This is a genomic window from Saccharothrix sabaoui (assembly GCF_051756985.1).
GTDB lineage: Bacteria > Actinomycetota > Actinomycetes > Mycobacteriales > Pseudonocardiaceae > Actinosynnema.
The window spans coordinates 1-15,928 of the sequence record NZ_JBPKJK010000189.1 but is presented as its reverse complement, the minus strand read 5'-3'; the positions used below and the strand labels follow the sequence as shown (position 1 = coordinate 15,928).

Here is a 15,928-nt window from a genome sequence, read left to right as displayed (position 1 = left end):
CTGCTGCACTTCCCCGATCACGGGCGGTGCGACGAGCCGGTCGTCGCCGAACACGTCGTTCGTCTCGACCAGGTAGTCGGCCGCCTTGTGCTCGATGTCGTCCTCGCCGTTGGCGCCCTGACCGCCGGCCACGCCGCCGCCCGCACCGGGACCGCGACCGGCCGCGCCGGGAGCACCGGGCGCGCCGGGGCGACCGCCGGCCGGGCCGCCGGGACCACCGGGGCCGAAGCCGCCGGGGCCGGGCATGCCGGGACCGCCGGGACGTCCGGCCGCGTGGGGACCGCCGGGGCCGAAGCCGCCGGGACCGCCCGGGCCACCGGGCACACCGCCGGGCATCCCACCGGGACCGCCGGGCATCCCGCGGAACTGGCCGGGGCCGGTCGGCACGCCGGGGCGCTGACCACCGGGGCCACCAGGACCACCGGGCACACCGGGACCGGGCAGGCCGGGACGACCGCCCGTGGGCGGCAGGCCGGGCTTGACGCCGGGACCGCCGGGGAGACCGGGTCCCCTGGGCGGGAGCGGGAGGCCGCCGCCCGGGGGCCTCGGCGGGGTCCAGCCGGGCGGGAACGGGCCGACGACGGGCGGCTTCACGCCCGGCGGCGGCGGGGGCGGCAGCGACGGCGGGGGCGTCGGGGTGGGGGGCGGCGTCGCCCAGGACGGGTTCGTGGTGCCGCCCGTGGGCGGCTGACCCGGGACCTGGGTGACCGGCGCGACCTGCGTGCCGGTCGACGGCGGCGCCCACGACGCGTGCGTGGTGCCGCCCTCACCGGGGGGCGTCCACGTCGGCGTGCTGGTGTAGCCCGCGCTGGTGCTGTTGAACTGGCCCACCCCGGCCGGCGGCGGCGTGTCGACGACGACCTTCGGCGGCGGCACGAACTCGCCCAGCGTGCTGCTGTTCCACTCGCTGCTGGACTGGTAGTTGTTCATCACCTCGACGGCCTTGGCCTCGGCGTTGTCCTGCGCCGCTTCCTGCCGCTCGTGGTCTTCCTGCTGCTGGATGACGTGCATCATCCCGAACGGACCGGCCAGCGCGCCGAGGACCTTGTCCCCGGTGGACGGCGCCTCGGTGGTCACCGGGACGGGTTCCGGCATCTCCTTGCGGGCGTCCGCGATGTACTCGCCCTGGAGCTGCGCGGACGTCTTCATGACGTCGGAGCCGCGCTGCGCGTCGGTCGCCCACTCGCCCAGCGGCGACAGGGCGGCCCGGGTCTCGGTGGCGCTGGAACCCTCCCAGCTCGCGCCGAGCCTCTCCAGGCCCTGGTGGATCGAGGTGTCGATCTCGCCCAACGCCTCGGAAAGCGCCTTCCACTTGTCCTCGATCGGACGGGAGGCGGCGACGCCGGGACCTGAGTTGATCATGTCGTACAGCTCGGGGTGCGCGTATCCGCGCCAGCGGTGGTCACCCATCGTGCTCGCCTTCCCGGGGTGCGTCGGTCATGGTGTTCACTGGTTCTCGACGCGTCCCCAGGACGCGGTGTTGTCGCCCTCGACGCGGCGGTAGTCGGCCTCGATCGCGGTCAGCTGCTCCACGACGCCCTGGAGCTGGTCGCGGTAGGCGAGGATCGCGGTCAGGGCGGCCGAGTCACCCGCCTCGAAGGTGTCCTGGTTGAACTTCTCCGCGGTCTCCCGGCTCACCGGGTCACCCGCCCAGCGCCGGGCGTGCAGCGCGGGCTTGGCGTCCCGCAGCTGCGCTTCGAGGCGGTCCAGGGCATCGGTGAAGACCTTGCGGGCCTCGGGGATCGCCGAGGGCTGGATGCTCAGCTTCTGCTGCGTCCCGCTGTAGTCCGGGAGCGACTGCGTCGACCCCCCGCCACCACCATCCGCGATGAACACGACTCACCCTCCTCAGTACGTGCGCACACCCCACCGTGCGCAAGTGGGACGACTCTAGCTCTGATGCGCGGCGGAGGTGGGCGGTTCCACGTCCGAAGGGAGTAGTTCTACCCGTTCACGAGGGTCCCGACGGCGGCTTCGGCGACCTTCGGCGCGAGCCCGCACAGCTCGTCCTGGGGGGTGCCCTCGAAGCTCGCCACCTGCACGTCGAGCATCTGCCCGGCCGAGACGTCCACGCCCAGGAAGCAGGTCTGCCGGTCGCCCGAGTTGCGGCCGAGCACGGCCGGGAAGCCCGCGACCCGGACCTCCTCCGCCTCCACGTCGAAGCTGCCGTCGGTGTACCAGGCGATGCCGGTGGTGGTGACGGTGGTGATCCGCACGCCGTACGCGCGGTCCTCGCGGGAGAAGTCGCACGTCGGCGACCGGTAGACGCTGGACGTGCCCGCCAGCGGCGGCCGGTCGAGGCCGAGCTGCGCGCGCTGCGCCTCGGTGAGGAGCGCGCACGGGTCGGACTTCCCGACGTCGACCGACTCGGGCCGGTCGACGGGCTCCGCGGCCGACGACGACGCGGGCGCGGTCGAGCCACCCGCGGTCGGGCCACCCGTGGTCGAGCCACCCGTGGTCGAGCCGCCCGCGGTGGGGCCGCCGGCGGCGGTCCCGGACCCGCCCGTCGTCTCGGAACAACCCGCGAGCAGGGCCAGGGCGGCGAGGAGCGGCACGGCACGGCGCATGGGCCGAACGTAGCGGATCGGCCTCACCCGCAAGGGCCGTTCGGCGTCACCGGCAACCGGTGTAGCGGCACGCCACGACGGCCGGCCGCTCGACCGGCGCGCCCGCGTCGATCGACCACGCCAGCCGCACGTACTGGGCGTGCGCCCAGCCCAGCGGGGTAGCGGACGTCGTGCCGCGCCCGCGCCACACCTGCTCGGGCAGCATCCCGCCCGCGTTGGCGGCGGTGGCCATGTCGGCGAGGCGGCCCCGGGCCGCGCGGCGGTCGCCCGCCAGCAGCTCGTACTCGCCGCGCTCCCCCGCGAAGATCGGCCACGTGCGGCCGTACGTGCGGGTGCCGTCCTCGTAGATGTTCCAGGGGCCGCCGTCGGCGCGCTCGCCGTACCCGTCGCCGTTGTAGCGGTGCCAGAAGCGGCCTTCCTTGAGCTGCTCGTCCACGACGCGCACGGTGTCGCGGACCACCGGGTCGTCGGCCGGGCGGACGCCGAGGCGCACCAGTTCGAGGAAGCTCGGGTCCACGGCGGCGCGCTGGTCGATCTCGACGGGGTGGTTGTCGCCGGGGTTGTAGGTGGTGCCCGCGTCGGGCCGGCCGTCCTTGGTGAGCCGCAGGTAGTAGGGCTTCGCGGAGAACGGGCCGGTGCGCGTCACCGTCCACCCCTCGACGCGGCGCTCCCACTCGTCGGCGATGCCGAGGTACCTCGCGGCACGCGGGTCGCCCACCCGGCCGAGCAGGTCGGCCAGGCACACCAGGCCGGCGATCTCGGCGGCGATCGTGCCGGGCGAGTAGCCGCTCTGGTTCTCCCACCGCTCCTGCTGGGTGAACGGCGCGTCCGGTTGGGACACCATGAACTCCGCCGCCGCGACCAGGCCGTCCAGCGTGGACCGGTCGGTGCGGCCCAGCAGGTGGGCCAGCAGCATCGGCGCGGCCTGCTCGTCCTGCTGGACGTTGGTCCAGTACGGCTCGCCGGTGACGCGGGTGTTCTGCGGCAGGTGGCCGTCGGGCTGCTGCTGGACCTCCAGCATGAAGTCGAGGGCGCGGTCGGCGGCGGCGCGGTCGCCGGCGGCGAGCAGGGCACTGGCCACCTGGTACTGGTCGCGCGGCCAGACCAGCGCGTAGGAGCCGAACTCGGGGGCGATCTCCCGGTCGAAGCCGAACGCCCACGGGAAGCCGGGCGCGGCGACGAACGCGCCGGGGTTGCGCTTGTCCTCGGTGGCGGCGAGCACGAGCACCGACGTCTCGTAGAGCGCGCGGTCGGCGGACCGCGGCCGGGCCAGGGACCGGAGGTGGTCCTCCCAGCCCCGGTCGTAGCCGCGGGCGTGCCGGGCGAAGCCCTCGGCCAGCGAGGTGCGGGCGGTGCTCAGCGCCTCCTCCGGGGTGGCGCCGAGGCCGAGGGACAGCGTGGTGCGGCGGTCGTGGACGCCGTCCACGCGCAGGTCGCCGGTCTGGACGACGTTGCCGGTGGTGGACCCGCGCGGGGTGATGCCCTCGTCTGCGACCAGGGCGCTCGCGGACCGGGCGTCCCGGGCGACCAGCGCGTCGGGCCGGTCCACGGCCGAGTCGTCGTCGCCGTCGCGGGACAGGTTCGGGTCGAGCACGACCTGCGCGGTGACGGGCCGGTCGGCGTGCAGCTCCACGTCCGCGAGCACCGCGGCCCGGCCCGGGTCGGTGGTCCAGGTGAACGACGCCCGCCAGCCCTCGCCGCGGAACACCTGGCGGAACCGCAGCCTGCCCACCTGCTCGGTGCGCGGGTCCGCCGCCTCGCGGCCGTCGACCACGAGCTTCAGGTCGCGCGTCGCCGGCGTGCTCAGGTCCGGGTGGAAGACCTCGGTGAGGCCGGTGCGGCCGAGGGTGAACCACACCGGGCTCTCCGCCTGCCGGGCCGTGCCGAAGCCCAGCTTGTCGGCGGGCGCGTAGGTGGCCGGTGGTCCGGGGACGGCGGGAGGTGGTCCGGGGACGGTGAGCGCGCTCGCCAGCAGCGCCGCGACTAACGGGGTCATGCCCCGGGGGTGCGCAGCGCCGAGCGCGCTCAAACGGGTGACCGTAACCTCGGCGGCGTGACGGACACCGGACCGGGGTTGATCGAGGACTACGCGCTGCTGTCGGACCTGCGGACGGCGGCGCTCGTGGGGCGCGACGGGTCGATCGACTGGTTGTGCATGCCGCGGTTCGACTCGCCGTCGTGCTTCTCGCGGCTGCTGGGCACCGAGGACGACGGCCACTGGCGGATCGCGCCGACCGGGGAGGTCCGGTCGGCGACGCGGGCGTACCGCGACGGCAGCCTCGTGCTGGAGACCGTGTTCGAGACGGACGACGGCGTGGTGCGGCTGATCGACACCATGCCGCCCGAGCAGGACCACTGGGACGCCGACACGCGCGTCGTGCGCGTGCTGGAGGGCGTGTCCGGGCAGGTCGAGGTGCGGCTGCGGTGGGTGCTGCGGTTCGCCTACGCCGACTCGGTGCCGTGGGTGCGGCGCGGCGAGCGCGACGGGCAGGAGTGCGTCGTCGCCGTCGCCGGGCCGTCGGCGGTGGCGCTGTACGGCGACCGCCTGCCGTACCGGGTGCCGGGCGCGCGGGCGCACGAGGCGGTGTTCACCGTCTCCGCCGGCGAGCGGCTGTCGTGGGTGATGGAGTTCGCGCACTCTCCCGACGAGCCGCCCGCGCCGGTGGACCCGCTCGGCGAGGTCGCGCGGTCCGAGGCGTTCTGGCTGGACTGGTCCTCGCGCATCACCTACGACGGGCCGCACGCCGACGTCGTGCGGCGGTCGCTGATCACCCTCAAGGGCCTGTCGTACGCGCCGACCGGCGGGATCGTGGCCGCGCCCACCACGTCGCTGCCGGAGACGCCGGGCGGCGGGCGGAACTGGGACTACCGGTACTGCTGGCTGCGCGACGCGACGTTCACGCTGCTCGCGCTGGACAACTTCGGCTGCACCGACGAGGCGCTGGCGTGGCGGAAGTGGCTGCTGCGGGCCGTGGCGGGCGACCCGGCCGACCTCCAGATCATGTACGGCATCGGCGGCGAGCGGCACCTCGTGGAGTGGGAGGTCGACTGGCTGCCCGGGTACCGGGGCGCACGCCCGGTGCGGGTCGGCAACGCCGCCTACCGGCAGCTCCAGCTGGACGTGTACGGCGAGGTCATGGACGCCCTGCACCTGGCGCGGGAGCGCGGGCTGGGCGAGACGCCGGACTCGTGGGCGATGCAGCGCGGCATGATGCGGCACCTGGAGACGGTGTGGCAGCGGCCCGACAAGGGGCTGTGGGAGGTGCGCGGGCCGGACCGGCACTTCACCCACTCGCGGGTGATGCTGTGGGTGGCGTTCGACCGGGCCGTGCGGGCGGTCGAGGAGTTCGGCCTGCCGGGTCCGGTGGACCGGTGGCGGGAGCTGCGCGACGAGGTGCACGCCGAGGTGCTGGCCAAGGGCTGGAACGCCTCGCTGAACTCGTTCACCCAGTACTACGGCGGCACGGAGCTGGACGCGGCGACGCTGCTGGTGCCCGCCGTCGGGTTCCTGCCCGGCGACGACCCGCGCGTGCTCGGCACGCTCGACGCGGTGGCCCGGGTGCTCAAGCGCGGCGACCTCGTGGAGCGCTACCAGACCGGACCGGGGGAGTCCGAAGTGGACGGGTTGGCGGGTGTCGAGGGAAGCTTCCTGGCGTGCTCGTTCTGGTACGTCGACGCGCTCGCGCTGGCGGGGCGGCACGAGGAGGCGCGGGCGATGTTCGACCGGTTGGTGGGGTTGGTGAACGACGTGGGGCTGCTGGCCGAGGAGTACCTCGTGGATGATCATGGCCCGGCGGGGGACGCGGCCGGGGACCGGCACGGCCCGCCGGGGCGGATGACCGGGAACTTCCCGCAGGCGTTCAGCCACCTGGCGCTGGTCAACAGCGCGGCGGTGCTGTTCGGCGGGCACACCCGCGAGGAGCGTCACCGCGGCGGTGCCGCGTGAGGGCCGCGGAGGTGGTGCCCGGCGAGCCGGGCGCGTCGCGCGTCGTCGACCGGCCGGACCCCGCGGCCGGTGACGAGCTGCTCGTCGAGGGCCTGCTGGCCGGCGTGTGCGGCACGGACGTGGAGATCGTCCGCGACGGGTTCGGCACGCCGCCGCCCGGCCGGGACCGGGTGGTGCCGTTCCACGAATCCCTCGGACGGGTGATCTCCAGCCCCACGGCGGACTTCGCGCCCGGTGACCTGGTGGCGGGCGTGGTGCGCCGGCCCGACCCGGAGCCGTGCCCGGCGTGCGCGGTGGGCGCGTGGGACTTCTGCCGCAACGGCCGCTACACCGAGCGCGGCATCAAGGAGCTGGACGGCTACGGCGCGCAGCGCTGGACCGTGCCGCCGGGGTTCGCGATCAGGCTCGACCCGGCGCTGGGCGACGCGGGCGTGCTCACCGAACCGGCGTCCGTGGTGGCCAAGGCGTGGGCGCGGGCGGAGGACGCGGCCGAGCGCACCCACCTGCCCGTCCGGACCGCGCTGATCACCGGCGCGGGCCCGATCGGGCTGCTCGCGGCGCTGCTCGGCGTGCAGCGGGGGCTCGACGTGCACGTGGTGGACCGCGTCGCCGACGGCCGCAAGCCCGACCTGGTCACCGCCCTGGGCGCCACCTACCACCGAGGCGCGGACCGGCTCCCGGCGGACGTCGACGTGGCGATCGAGTGCACCGGCGTCGCGCCGCTGGTCTGGGACTGCGCCCGCCGCGCCTCGGTGACGGTGCTCGCGGGCATCGCGGGCGAGCACGACCCCGTGCCGCTGGACCCGCACGTGTTCGACGAGGTCGTGCTGGGCAACAAGGTGCTGCTCGGCACCGTCAACGCGGGCCTGGCCGACTACCGGGCCGCGGCGGACGCGCTGGCCGACGCGCCGGCGGCGTGGCTGAACGGCCTGATCACCCGGCGCGTGCCGCTGGAGCGGTTCACCGAGGCGTTCGAGAAGGGCGAGGACGACGTGAAGGTGGTCGTGGACCTGACCTGACCTGCTCCGGCCTGACCCGGCCGGACCCGGCCGGACCTGACCCCGCCGGCTAGCCGCGCCGCAGCAGCTCGTCGATCGACTCCGGCCGCATGGGCTTGGCGAAGAACCAGCCCTGGCCGGTGTCGCAGCCGATGCGGTGCAGGCGCTTGGCCTGCGCCGGCGTCTCCACGCCCTCCGCGGTGACGCCCAGCTGGAGCGCGTGCGCCAGCTGGACGAGGGTGGAGACGATCTGCGCGTCCACGGCGTCCTCCTCGTCGGCCGCGCGCAGGCCCTCCATGAACGAGCCGGCGATCTTCAGCTCGTGCACGGGCAGGTGCTTGAGGTAGGCGAGGTTGGAGTAGCCGGTGCCGAAGTCGTCGATGGCGATGCGCACGCCCATGTCCGACAGGACGCGCAGCGCCTCCAGCGGCTCGTCGGCGGTGCCCATGATCGCGCTCTCGGTCAGCTCCAGCTGGAGGTGGTGCGGCGGCAGGGCGCACTCGTCGAGGATGCGCTTGACGTCCCGCACCAGCTCGGGGTCGCGGGACTGGCGCACGGCCAGGTTCACCGACACGAACGGCGCGTCCTCGCCGAACTCGTCCAGCCAGCGGCGGGCCTGCTCGCACGCCTTGCGCAGCACCCAGCGGCCCAGCGGGACGATGAGGCCGGTCTCCTCGGCCAGCTCGATGAACCGGTCGGGCGCGAGCCGGCCGAACTCGGGGTGCTGCCAGCGCACCAGCGCCTCGACGCCGACCACGACGCCGTCCTCCAGCCGCACCAGGGGCTGGTAGTCGACGTAGAACTCGTCGCGCTCCAGGGCGGCGGGCATGGTCGCGGACAGCGTGAAGCGGGCGACCTCCTTGGCGTTGCGCTCCGGGTCGTACAGCGCCCAGCGCGACTTGCCGTCGGCCTTCGCCCAGTACAGCGTGATGTCGGCGTCGCGCATCAGGTCGGCCGGGGTGGTGCCGGCCAGGGCGCGCTCCACGATGCCGATCGACGCGGACACGGTCAGCTCGTGGCCGCCGATGCGGATCGGGGACTCCAGCTCGCGCAGCACGCGGTCCGCGACGCTGACGATGTCCTGGGTGTCCCGGGAGCCCTCCACCAGGATCACGAACTCGTCGCCGCCCATCCGGGCGACCAGCTTGCCCTCGCCGGACACCGCGTCGCGGAGCCGCCGGCCGACCTCGACCAGGAGCTGGTCGCCGATGTCGTGGCCCAGGCTGTCGTTGATCACCTTGAACCCGTCGAGGTCCAGGTAGCACAGGCCGGCGCGCTGCCGGGCGCGGTTGTTGAACACCCGGACCAGCCGCTCCAGGAACAGCGCCCGGTTGGGCAGGCTCGTCAGGTGGTCGTGCAGGGCCTGGTGGCGCAGCCGGTTCTGGAGCAGGTGGCGGTCGGTGACGTCCTCGATCATCGCCACCTGGTACTGCGGGTCGCCGTGGTCGTCGCGCACCAGCGACAGCGTCAGGTGCGTCCACACCTGCTCGCCGTCGGCGCGGCGGAACCGCTTCTCGGCCCGGTAGTGGTCGCACTCGCCCGCGGTGAGCTGGTCGTAGAGCCGCCAGACGCTGCCGCCGTCCTCCGGGTGCATCAGGTCGCGGATGTTGTACTGCCGCATCTCCTCGACGCTGAAGCCCAGCATGTCCTGCAACGCCTGGTTGACGTCGAGGATGCGGCCCTCGATGTCGGCGATGCCGATGCCGATGGCGGCCTCGGTGAACATCGCGCGGAACCGGGCCTCGGACGCGCGCAGCGCCGCCTCGGCCTGGTCGCGGGCGTCCAGCACGGCGGCGCGGATCGCCTCCTGCTCGGCGAGGGTGCGCTCGCGCAGCGCCCGGGCGTACCCGGCGGCCAGCGCGCCCTGGAGCGCGGCGAGGCGGGAGCGCACCAGCTCGTCGGGCGCGATGCCCAGCTCGGTCAGCAGGTCGTCGCCGAGCAGCTGGACGGTGCGGCCCAGCGTGTCGGTGCCGGTGAAGTGCGCCTCGACCAGGCGCGCGCCGATCTCGTAGCCGGGCGCGGTGCGGAACGGGCTCGCGTGCAGCGCGTGCACCAGCACCTCGGTCAGCGCCTGGAGGTGCTCGGCGACCTCGGTCCGGGTCATCGGGACGTAGCTGCTGCCGATGACCGCCGTGGCCCAGGTCCGCGCGAACGACTCCGCCCCGGCCAGTACGGCGGGGTCGAGGTTCGATCGGCCCGGTGCTGCCACCCGATGGTCAACCTGTTCCGTCATGTCCGCCGGCCTACCGCCACACCCGCAGAGGATACGGCCGCCCGCCGGACGGAGTCGACAACTCGGCCGGGTGCGCCTTCACCCGACGGCGCATCACCCGGCCGGGTCACGCGCGACGTGGTCAGTCCCGCCCGGGTCCCGCCCATCAGGGTTTCCGCCCCACCGCGCCGAAGCCGAGGAAGTGCGCGGCGCCCTCGTCCACGTCGTCAGGCGACTCCGGGTGCCACAGCGGCAGCCGCGCCACGCCGGGCGGCACCAGCTCGAACCCCGTGAACAGCGCCTCCACCTCCCGCTTCGGGCGGTAGGTCATCTCGCTGACGCCGCGGTCGTAGGTGTTCTTGGCGTCGTTCCACACCGGGTCCCACTCGCCCTCCTCGTAGCCCGCGTGCGAGAGGACCAGGAAGCTGCCGGGCGGGACGGCGTCCCGGTACGCGGCGACGATCCCGCGCGGGTCCTCGTCGTCCGGCACGAAGTGCAGCAGGGCGACCATGAGCACGCCGATGGGCCGGCCGAAGTCCAGCAGCCCGCGCACCTCGGGGGAGCGCACGACGGCGTCGACGTCCCGCATGTCGGTCTGGAGGACGTTGACCAGCGGGTTGCCGGTGAGGATGGCCCGGCTGTGCGCCACCGCGACCGGGTCCCGGTCGACGTAGACCACCCGCGCGGACGGGTCGACGGCCTGCGCGATCTCGTGCACGTTGCCCACGGTCGGGATGCCGGAGCCCAGGTCGAGGAACTGGCGGACGCCCCGCGACAGCAGGTGGCGCACCGCCCGGCGCAGGAAGGACCGGTGGTTGAGGATCAGGGTCTTGAGCACCGGCACGTCGGCGAGCACCCGGTCGGCCACCGCCCGGTCGACGGCGAAGTTGTGCGCGCCGCCGAGCCAGTAGTCGTAGACCCTCGCGATGCTCGGCCGGCCCAGGTCGATGTCCCCCGGTGCCCAGTCCGGCCGCTCCACGCTCTCCAAGCCCGTTCTCCTCACGGCCGCGCGATTCCACCGTTGCGGTGACCCACACATCATGGGCCAATCCGGTGAGTTAGCACACCGCTCGTTTGCGCTGTTCTCCCGGATGGATCACCCCGCGTCCCGTCACCGGGGAGAATGTCCCCCTTGTGGGCTACCTCTGGATCGCCGGTGCGGTCGCGGTGACCGCCGCGGCGGTGCTGCTCGTCCTGCGGCACCGCAACGGGCAGCACCTGCTCGTCCCCACCCTGGTCGGCTCGATCGGGGCGTTCCTGCTGGTCGCGGGCTGGCTGTTCGCCGTGGACCCGAACGCGCCGAAGAACGAGGCGATCAAGACCGGCGGCCTGGCGGGCGGCGCGGTCGTCGCGCTGTACGCGCTGTGGCTCAACGACCGCCGCCGGCGGACGGACGAGGACCGGCAGGCGATCGAGGTGCGGCGGCAGCAGCTGGAGGACCAGCGCGCCGAGCACGACCGGTCGCGCGTCGCCGACGAGCGGTTCGCCCGGTCCGTCGAGCTGCTCGGGCACGACGCCGAGCAGGTGCGGGTGGGCGCGATGCACGCCCTCGCGGGCCTGGCCCGGTCCCGCGGGGAGTACCGGCAGACCGTGCTCGACGTGCTGTGCGCCTACCTGCGGCGGCCGTTCGCCACCACCGACGTCGGGACGGGGCCGGTCGACGGGCGGGAGCTGGAGGTCCGGCTCACCGCGCAGCGGCTGATCGCCGACCTGCTGCCGCGCGACGACGACCCGGCCGCCGGCCGCTACGACCTGGACCTGACCCGGGCCTACCTGGAGTACTTCGACATCTCGCACCGCCAGGTGGGCCTGCTCGTCCTGCGCGCCGCCCACCTCGCCGAGTCGAACTCGTTCCACCACTCGGTGGTCCGCACCGGCGCGTGGTTCACCGACGCGGTCAGCGAGGGCAGGCTGCACGTGCACGACGTGACCTTCCACGGGAAGGCGTGGTTCAGCCGCTTCACCTGCCGCGACCGGGTCGACTTCGCGCGCACCCGGTTCCTCGGGCCGACGAAGTTCGCCGACTCCCGGTTCACCGCCGAGGCGGGGTTCGCCGACGCCGTGTTCACCCGGCCGGTCGACTTCACCGGCGCCCGGTTCCTGGGCGGGGTGGACCTGCGGGTGGCCGGGTCGGAGGGTGCGGCCACGATCGGGATGCACGTGGCGCTGGACCACGGCAACGCGCTGCCGGACGGCTGGGTGGTCGAGCGCCGCCCCGACGGCACCGGCCTGGTGAGGAGCTGACCGTGCGCGGACGCGGGTTGTTGCTGGCGAGCGTGCTCGCCGCGCTGGTCGTGACGGTGGGGACGACCACCGCGCTGCTGCTGGTCGACCCGAGGCAGCCGAAGGCGGAGGCGATCAAGACCGGCGGCCTGGCGGGCGGCGCGGTCGTCGCGCTGTACGCGCTGTGGCTCAACGACCGCCGCCGCCGCACCGAGGAGGCCCGGCACGAGCTGGACAGCGCCCGGCACGCCCTGGAGAGCGAGAAGGTCGCCGACGAGCGGTTCGCGCGCGCCGTGGAGCTGCTGGGCAACGAGGCCGACCAGGTCAGGGTGGGGGCGATGCACGTGCTGGCCGGGTTGGCGGGCAGCGCGCCGCGCTACAAGCAGACCGTGCTCAGCGTGCTGTGCTCCTACCTGCGGCAGCCGTTCGAGCACGCGTCGCTGGTGGAGAAGCCCGAGGACCCCGAGCAGGCGTACTTCGGGGACCCGGAGCGGCGGGCGGCCGAGGTGCCGCAGGCCGACGACCGGGAGATGACCGTGCGGATGACCGCGCAGCGCCTGATCACCGACCTGCTGCCGTGGGGTGAGGACCCGGACGCGACGCCGTACCAGCTGGACCTGACCGGCGCGAAGCTCGTGCACTTCCGGCTGGAGGGCCGCCGGTTCGGCCGGCTCGTCGCCCGCCGCGCCCGGTTCTACGGCATCACCGCGTTCCGCGAGGTCGAGCTGGTCAAGCCCGCGCTGTTCTCCGGCGGCGAGTTCCTCGGGCGGGTGGACTTCCGGGACGGGAGGTTCGCCGGCGGCCTCTCCTTCCAGGACGTCTCCTTCGCCCGCGAGCTGAACGTCACCGGCGCCCGGGTCGGGGTGTTCCTGCACGTCGGCCCTCGGCCGCCGGAGGTCGTCGGCGCGCTGGCGCTGTCGCCGGGCACCGCGCTGCGGGTCGACCCGGCGGGGTGGCCGCTAACCGGTGGCGGGGAGCCCGCGCGCGCTGAGGACCATGTCCAGCAGGACTGACGCCGCCGCGCCGACCGCGGGCGCGGCGACCACGACCACCTCCGCGGCGGGCGCGTCCACCACCTCGACGAACCTGGCGCGCGTCCGCTTGCCCGCGAACGACCGGGGCACCAGCGCCACGCCCAGCCCGAAGCCGACGAAGTCGAGCAGCGAGTGCACGTCGTTGACCTCGACCGCGACCCGCCGGTCGACCCCGGCGGTGGCCAGGGCGCGGTCCACCTCGTCGCGCGTGCCCCAGTCCGGGTGGAAGTCCACGAACGCCTGACCCGCGAGGTCGGCGAGCCGCACGGACGAGCGCTGCGCGAAGCCCGTCCCGGGCCCGCAGGCGAGGACCATCGGCTCGCTGGACAGGGTCGCCACCTCCAGGTCGTTCCCGACCTGACCGGCCGCGACCCGGCCGGGCGTGGCGAACGCGAGGTCGAGCCGGCCCGCGCGGACCAGGTCGACCAGCTCGCCCGACCCGGCCTGGCGCAGCCGGATCTCCACGCCGGGGTGCAGCTCGTGGAACCGGGCCAGCACGGCGGGCAGGTGCACGGCGTGCAGGCACTGCACGCTGCCCACGGCCAGCGTGCCGCGCAGCAGGCCCTGCACGGCGGCCACCGCGTCGCGGGCCGCGTCGATCGTGCCCAGCGCGCGGCGCGCCTCCACCAGCAGGGCGCGGCCGGCCTGGGTCAGCTCGACCTGCCGGGTGCTGCGCACGAACAGCGGCGCGCCCAGCTCCACCTCCAGCGCGCGGATCGACGCGGACAGCCCCGACTGGGCGACGTGCATCCGGCGCGCGGCGCGCGTGAAGTGGCACTCCTCGGCCACCGCCACGAAGTACTCCAGCTGGCGCAGTTCCACGATCCCGGCACCCGCCCGTGTATTCATCACCCGTGCTGCTGAATGGCATCAGGTCCTTCTGTTGGACAGCTTAATGCGTTCGGCCCAAGCTGGAACCGCACAAAGTGACGACACAGGAGGAAGGTCCACGATGCTGACTCGCCGTATCGGAGGTGTCGAGGTCAGCGCCATCGGCCTGGGCGGGATGCCGATGTCGCTGGCCGGCCGCCCCGAGCGCGACCGGTCGGTCGACACCATCCGCACCGCGCTCGACAAGGGCGTGACCCTGATCGACACGGCCGACGCGTACTCGGCCGACCACACCGACTTCGGGCACAACGAGGAGCTGATCGCCGAGGCCCTCAAGGGCGTCGACGGCGTCCTGGTCGCCACCAAGGGCGGCCACACCCGCACGCCGGACGGCGGGTGGGGGCTCGACGGGCGGCCCGAGTACCTCAAGGCCGCGTGCGAGGCGTCGCTGCGCCGGCTCGGGGTCGACGCGATCGGGCTCTACCAGTTCCACCGGCCCGACCCGGAGGTGCCGGTGGCGGAGTCGGTGGGCGCGCTCGCCGAGCTGCTCGACGAGGGCAAGATCAGGCTCGCGGGCGTGTCGAACTTCGACCCGGCGCAGATCCGCGAGGCGAACGAGGTGCTCGGCGGCCGGCTGGCGAGCGTGCAGAACCAGTTCTCGCCCGCGTTCCGCTCCAGCGAGCCGGAGCTGGAGCTGTGCGCGGAGCTGGACATCGCGTTCCTGCCGTGGAGCCCGCTCGGCGGCATGGGCTCGGCCGGGCAGCTCGGCACCAGGTTCGCCGCGTTCGCCGAGGTCGGGGAGGCGCACGGGGTGAGCCCGCAGCAGGTGTGCCTGGCCTGGATGCTCGCCAAGGCGCCGCAGGTCGTGCCGATCCCCGGCGCGTCGCGGCCCGCGAGCATCGCCGACTCGGCCGACGCGGTGCACGTCCGGCTGACCCCGGAGGAGTTGCGGCGCCTGGACGGGTGACCGGTCCCCGGATGCGGGACGGGGCGGGTGGCCCGATGATCTAGGCCATCCGTACCAGCACAGCGGGCCGAACGGGGGCGTCGATGGCGATGCGCACCCGTCCGCGCACCCCCGCCGCCCGACCGGGTGCCCCGCCGATCACGCCGGAGGGGGTCGGGACCGCGTGCTGCGGTCCCGACCCCCTCCGGCGTGTCCTCACCCGGTGGCGGGACCCGCCCGAGCGCAGGGCGACCCCGTGGGCGTTGCTCCGTTTTCGTGACCAATTAACACGAACCCTGGTGAATTGGTGAAACGGACGGCACACTGCCCATCGAGTCAACCCCTGCACTGGCTCAAGGAGTCCCGATGAAGACCTTCGCCCGCTCCGCCACGTCCCTGATCGCCGCCGCCGGACTGGTCCTCTCCGGCCTCGCGGCCACCACCGCCACCGCCGCACCCCCCACCTCCACCGCCGACGCCCCCGTGGGCGATCACGCCATGGGCTCGCAGATCCGCAAGCACGAGGGCCAGGGCCAACGCCGGTCGGTCGGCACCGACCCGGGCGCCCAGGCCGTCGTGCACGGCATCGACGTCAGCGGCCACCAGGGCAACGTCGACTGGGCGTACTGGTGGAACCAGGGCAAGCGGTTCGCCTACGTCAAGGCCACCGAGTCCACCAACTACCGCAACCCGTACTTCGCCCAGCAGTACAACGGCTCGTACAACATCGGCATGATCCGCGGCGCGTACCACTTCGCGCTGCCCGACCGGTCCGGCGGCGCGGCCCAGGCCGACTACTTCATCGCCAACGGCGGCGGCTGGTCGCGCGACGGCCGGACCCTGCCGGGCGCGCTCGACATGGAGTACAACCCGTACGGCTCGACCTGCTACGGCCTGTCCAAGGCGGGCATGACGTCGTGGGTGCTGTCGTTCAGCGACCGCTACCACGCCCGCACGGGCCGCTGGCCGGTCATCTACACGTCCACGAGCTGGTGGAACCAGTGCGTCGGCGGCGACTTCAGCTCCACCAACCCGCTGTGGGTGGCGCGCTACTCCACCTCGGTGGGCACGCTGCCCTACGCCTGGCCGTTCCACACGATCTGGCAGTACTCGTCCTCGCCCATCGACCAGAACGAGTTCAACGGCGCCTACGACCGCCTGCAGGCGCTGG

The 15,928-nt window shown here is 74.1% G+C and carries 13 protein-coding genes; 6 read left to right on the top strand and 7 right to left on the bottom strand.

The annotated features are described in order from the left end of the window. The 4 genes from ACR807_RS36350 to ACR807_RS36335 all read right to left on the bottom strand — a co-directional run. On the bottom strand, nucleotides 1–1,410 hold a 1,410-nt coding region (locus ACR807_RS36350; RefSeq protein WP_438926047.1), incomplete at its 3' end, for a PPE domain-containing protein. A 36-nt stretch (nucleotides 1,411–1,446) separates the two neighbouring features. Further along, complete coding sequence (locus ACR807_RS36345) at nucleotides 1,447–1,836, bottom strand: transcriptional regulator (RefSeq protein ID WP_438926046.1); 390 nt, start codon at nucleotides 1,834–1,836, stop codon at nucleotides 1,447–1,449. A gap of 107 nt (nucleotides 1,837–1,943) precedes the next feature. Continuing rightward, nucleotides 1,944–2,567 carry a DUF3558 domain-containing protein gene (locus ACR807_RS36340; RefSeq protein WP_438926045.1) on the bottom strand — a complete coding sequence of 208 codons (624 nt, stop codon included), beginning with the start codon at nucleotides 2,565–2,567 and terminating at the stop codon, nucleotides 1,944–1,946. Nucleotides 2,568–2,613: 46 nt separating this feature from the next. After that, nucleotides 2,614–4,563, bottom strand: coding sequence for a glycoside hydrolase family 15 protein (locus ACR807_RS36335; RefSeq protein WP_438926044.1), 1,950 nt, complete (start codon nucleotides 4,561–4,563; stop codon nucleotides 2,614–2,616). A 57-nt stretch (nucleotides 4,564–4,620) separates the two neighbouring features. On the opposite strand from ACR807_RS36335, the gene ACR807_RS36330 reads away from it, so the two are divergent. Together ACR807_RS36330 and ACR807_RS36325 are read left to right on the top strand one after the other, a co-directional pair. Continuing rightward, a complete protein-coding gene (locus ACR807_RS36330; RefSeq protein WP_438926043.1) occupies nucleotides 4,621–6,513 on the top strand; it encodes a glycoside hydrolase family 15 protein in 1,893 nt (630 codons plus the stop codon). Beyond that, the gene (locus tag ACR807_RS36325; protein ID WP_438926042.1) at nucleotides 6,510–7,532 is read left to right on the top strand and encodes an alcohol dehydrogenase catalytic domain-containing protein; all 1,023 of its coding nucleotides are present in this window, start codon (nucleotides 6,510–6,512) and stop codon (nucleotides 7,530–7,532) included. The genes ACR807_RS36330 and ACR807_RS36325 overlap by 4 nt, the downstream gene beginning before the upstream one ends. 49 nt (nucleotides 7,533–7,581) lie before the next feature. Here ACR807_RS36325 and ACR807_RS36320 read toward each other — a convergent pair whose 3' ends face one another. Both ACR807_RS36320 and ACR807_RS36315 read right to left on the bottom strand, forming a co-directional pair. Beyond that, the gene (locus ACR807_RS36320; RefSeq protein ID WP_438926041.1) at nucleotides 7,582–9,744 is read right to left on the bottom strand and encodes a putative bifunctional diguanylate cyclase/phosphodiesterase; all 2,163 of its coding nucleotides are present in this window, start codon (nucleotides 9,742–9,744) and stop codon (nucleotides 7,582–7,584) included. Nucleotides 9,745–9,889: 145 nt separating this feature from the next. Beyond that, nucleotides 9,890–10,702 (bottom strand): SAM-dependent methyltransferase, encoded by an 813-nt coding sequence (locus ACR807_RS36315; protein WP_438926048.1) that lies wholly within the window; start codon nucleotides 10,700–10,702, stop codon nucleotides 9,890–9,892. 155 nt (nucleotides 10,703–10,857) lie between these two features. Here ACR807_RS36315 and ACR807_RS36310 point away from each other — a divergent pair, with 155 nt between their 5' ends. Next, complete coding sequence (locus ACR807_RS36310; protein ID WP_438926040.1) at nucleotides 10,858–11,967, top strand: pentapeptide repeat-containing protein; 1,110 nt, start codon at nucleotides 10,858–10,860, stop codon at nucleotides 11,965–11,967. Between the two features lie 2 nt (nucleotides 11,968–11,969). After that, nucleotides 11,970–12,959 carry a pentapeptide repeat-containing protein gene (locus ACR807_RS36305; RefSeq protein ID WP_438926039.1) on the top strand — a complete coding sequence of 330 codons (990 nt, stop codon included), beginning with the start codon at nucleotides 11,970–11,972 and terminating at the stop codon, nucleotides 12,957–12,959. On the opposite strand, the gene ACR807_RS36300 is transcribed toward ACR807_RS36305, so the two are convergent. Further along, nucleotides 12,906–13,802 carry a LysR family transcriptional regulator gene (locus ACR807_RS36300; RefSeq protein WP_438926038.1) on the bottom strand — a complete coding sequence of 299 codons (897 nt, stop codon included), beginning with the start codon at nucleotides 13,800–13,802 and terminating at the stop codon, nucleotides 12,906–12,908. The genes ACR807_RS36305 and ACR807_RS36300 overlap by 54 nt on opposite strands. A gap of 130 nt (nucleotides 13,803–13,932) precedes the next feature. On the opposite strand from ACR807_RS36300, the gene ACR807_RS36295 reads away from it, so the two are divergent. Then, nucleotides 13,933–14,778: an aldo/keto reductase gene (locus tag ACR807_RS36295; protein WP_438926037.1), complete on the top strand. Its 846-nt coding sequence runs from the start codon at nucleotides 13,933–13,935 to the stop codon at nucleotides 14,776–14,778. A 345-nt stretch (nucleotides 14,779–15,123) separates the two neighbouring features. Continuing rightward, a partial coding sequence (locus ACR807_RS36290) for a lysozyme (RefSeq protein ID WP_438926036.1) occupies nucleotides 15,124–15,928 on the top strand: 805 nt, incomplete at its 3' end.